Source organism: Bacillus sp. B2-WWTP-C-10-Post-4 (assembly GCF_009183805.1).
GTDB classification, from domain to species: Bacteria; Bacillota; Bacilli; order Bacillales; family Bacillaceae_G; genus Bacillus_A; species Bacillus_A cereus.
Genome location: NZ_WEII01000223.1, coordinates 1 through 2782 on the forward strand (window position 1 = coordinate 1; position 2782 = coordinate 2782).

Consider the following 2782-nt stretch of genomic DNA (forward strand, 5'->3'; position numbering starts at 1 on the left):
CAAACCAGTATACTATACGGAACAATATAGAAATTTTTATTTATGTGGCGGTTGCCACTAGTATTCTTATTCTATGCCGAGTTATGCTTTTAAAATTTGTAAAATACTTTGAAGAGATAAATACCGGTATTGATATACTTATTCAGAACGAAGATAAACAAATTGAGCTTTCTGCGGAAATGGAGTTCATGGAACAGAAGCTCAACACATTAAAGCGAACCCTTGAAAAGCGAGAGCATGATGCAAAGGTGGCCGAACAAAGGAAAAATGAAGTTGTTATGTACTTGGCACACGATATTAAAACACCCCTTACATCAGTTATCGGTTATCTGATGCTGCTTGACGAGGCACCAGACATGCCAAGAGAGCAAAAGGCAAAGTACGTGCATATCACGTTAGACAAAGCGTATCGCCTGGAACAGCTAATCGACGAGTTTTTTGAGATTACGCGATATAACCTTCAAACGATTACGCTCACGAAAAAGCACATAGACCTATACTATATGCTGGTGCAAATGACTGATGAATTTTATCCCCAGCTTGCTGCGAAGGGGAAACAGGTGGTACTCCATGCTTCTGAAGATTTGACCGTATTTGGTGACCCTGATAAGCTAGCGAGGGTCTTTAACAATATTTTGAAAAATGCCGCTGCATACAGCGAGAACGACAGTGTAATTGACATTACGGTGGGCCTCTCCGAGGATGTGGTATCCATCGTTTTCGAGAACGTCGGAAACATCCCGAAAGATAAACTCGCTACCATATTTGAAAAGTTTTACAGATTGGATGATGCCCGTTCTTCTGATACGGGCGGCGCGGGACTTGGATTGGCGATTGCAAAAGAAATCATTGTTCAGCATGGCGGACAAATTTACGCGGAAAGTAATGATAACTCTACGACGTTCACGGTAGAGCTTCCAGCCTTCCAAGGCTTGGTTGATAAAGGGAATTCTTAGAAAATAATCATTGTTTCTTAAGAAAATCTTAAGATCATCTCTACTTTTTCTTAGGAAATTAACAATTTAATATTAAAAAATGGCTCGTTCTTATGCGGTAGACTTAAACCATAAGAACGAGCTTTTTTGTTTCGTCAAAGAAAGATATGATAATTTATGCGTGATTAAAATAGCTCACATGTTTAGAGAAAGAGTGACATAAATATTTTTTCCTTTTAGCGAATTGTGTCAAATGAGCAATCGGCTGTTTTGGATGTTCCTCAACACACCATTGAGCAGAGCATCCACATATAGCATCGCTTTGCAGAAAGTAATCGTTAAGAGTTACATATCCGAAATCTTCAGCGCTTAATCAGCGTTTCATTATCATCAAGTTACTTACTTAAGGAGGAAGCTGAAAAGGAAGAAGTGGTGTTTTTTTATTGTTATTTTTCTTAGGTTTTGCTTTCATGAATAAAGCACTGTTTTTTCAGAATAAAGTAGAGGTTCAAAAATATGATCAAAATCACAAAGATAACATAGATAATACAGGGACTACCTCAATTATTCAAAAGAAAGAGATTGTAAAAGAACACATCTATCAAGGGAATCTGCTCTTAATTAACAGTAAATATCCTATGCGCCAAGTGGACTTTACCATGAGATGGAGGCTGATTATGCCTTACCAGCAGGTTATAGTGAACATAATTCAGGTTTATCACTTGATGTAGGATCAGGCTTAAGGCAAATGGACCGAGCACCTGAAGGGAAGTGGATAGAAAAAAATGCTTGGAAATACGGCTTTATCTTACGCTATCCCTCGGATAAAACGGATGTTACAGGTATTCAATATGAACCTTGGCATATTCGCTATGTCGGTTTGCCTCACAGTACGATTATGCAAAAAATGAATTTAGCCTTGGAAGAATACCTGGATTATTTAAAAGAAGAAGAGAGCATTTCAGCAAGTATTGAGGGGGAAAAATATACGATGTCATATTATCCCTTTTTTCAAAGAAAGACAATTGACGTTGAAATACCTGTAAAAGATATGGGTGGGGTGATTATGACCACCCGTTCTTGAATTATATTCTAAAATGACAAAGTTATAGATTACAATGTAAAGTTAGGAGATTTTAAATGCATTCAGGAGTTTTGATTAATTATTTATATACTTATTTTTTTACTATTATTTTTTGTATAATGTTTCAAATTGGATTTTATTTTAAAACGAAAAAAAAAATATCTATTCAGCATTTTCTATGGGTGTATGTTTTTCTATTCTACCTTTCACTAGTGTATAAGGTGACGCAGATAGGGACTATATGGGACATAGGTAGATACGAAACATTAATTCGTGCAAATCAAATTAACTTGATTCCATTTGCTTCTGAAGGTATGACTACTTATGTCTTAAACATTTTACTGTTTATGCCATTAGGTTTTTTATTGCCGGCTATTTGGCCGCAGTTTAGAAGAGTGAAAAGTACTGCCTATGCTGGATTCGGTTTTTCATTGGCTATTGAGTTAGGTCAATTGCTAGATAATAGAATTACAGATATTGATGATTTATCTATGAACACCCTGGGAGCAATTATTGGGTATTTATTATATAGAGTATTATTCAAAATGTTATATAAAAGAGATGAAAAAAAGATTGATAATAATATTTCTCTAGTAATAAAATACGAGGCTATTTTTTATTTGGTTTGCTCATTTGTAGGTATGATGTTAATTTATTATCCAGTTTTATTTAGACGGCCTCTAATCCTTCAATAAGGTGATTAAGATGCTGTCAGATAATTATATACATATAGTAAATTGATTCTTAAATAATAGGATATTAC

General features: G+C 35.2%; 2 protein-coding genes and 1 pseudogene. All 3 read left to right on the plus strand.

Annotation, left to right across the window (positions count from 1 at the left end):
• Positions 1-956: vancomycin resistance histidine kinase VanS (gene vanS, locus GBN78_RS29270; protein WP_152128011.1), on the plus strand; the 956-nt coding region annotated here is incomplete at its 5' end.
• Positions 957-1405: 449 nt separating this feature from the next.
• Positions 1406-2019, plus strand: a pseudogene (locus GBN78_RS30820) (M15 family metallopeptidase).
• A gap of 56 nt (positions 2020-2075) precedes the next feature.
• Complete coding sequence (locus tag GBN78_RS29285; protein WP_000555581.1) at positions 2076-2714, plus strand: VanZ family protein; 639 nt, start codon at positions 2076-2078, stop codon at positions 2712-2714.
• Positions 2715-2782: the final 68 nt, after the last annotated feature.

Coding starts and splice junctions, on each gene's coding strand:
- GBN78_RS29285 (WP_000555581.1), top strand. CDS start 2,076: ATGCATTCAGGAGTTTTGATTAATTATTTATATACTTATTTTTTTACT.